Source organism: Bacillus swezeyi, assembly GCF_001969815.1.
In the GTDB taxonomy this organism is placed as follows: domain Bacteria; phylum Bacillota; class Bacilli; order Bacillales; family Bacillaceae; genus Bacillus; species Bacillus swezeyi.
In genome coordinates this window covers 1-710 of the sequence record NZ_MRBK01000078.1, presented here as the reverse complement: position 1 = coordinate 710, position 710 = coordinate 1, and the positions used below count along the sequence as shown (strand labels likewise).

At 48.9% G+C, this 710-nt stretch carries 1 protein-coding gene; it reads right to left on the bottom strand.

The annotated features are described in order from the left end of the window. A partial coding sequence (locus BTA30_RS22295; RefSeq protein ID WP_142243727.1) for an AMP-binding protein occupies nt 1-710 on the bottom strand: 710 nt, incomplete at both ends.

Below are 710 nucleotides of genomic sequence, written 5' to 3'. Positions count from 1 at the left end.
TCGGCTCGCCCGTCGTACCTGATGTATAGATGATATAGGCCAAATGATCAGGTCCAGAAGCAGATTGAATGGGTGCGGTGTCCTGTTTCCGAACATCTTCAATCATCAGCACTTCGCCTTTAAAACCATCAGGTACTTGATGAAATGCCTTGCGATCGGTGATCAGCAGTTTTGCTCCGCTGTCGGCCAATACATATTGTTTGCGTTCGTCCGGATATGCAAGGTCAATTGGGACATAGGCGCCCCCTGCTTTCCAAGTCCCGAGGACGGCCGCGATTAAGCCTTTTGATTTGGGAATCATGATACCTACAGTAAGATCCGGACCAATCCCGCGATCTTGCAATGTTCTCGCTATTTTGTTTGACCATTCGTCTAATTCTTGATAAGTGAGCACACCTTCCCGAGTGATGAGAGCTGTTGCACTCGGCGATTTTGCCGCCTGGCGGGCGAACAATTCATGAACGGTTGTGTCAGGGCGGTGTTGTTCCGGTATCCTGTTGAAGCTTGTCATCAGCAGCTGTTGTTCTTCAGCTGTCAGCATGCTGATGGCTTGCAGCGCTGTCTGCGGCGCATGGACAATGTGCTGAAGCATTGTCATGAAATGGGATGTCCAGCGCTCGATCGTTTCTTGTTTAAACAAGGATGATGCATATTCAAACTGAAAATGAATGCGTCCATCCCCTTCAGAAACTTGCAGTGTCAGATCAAAC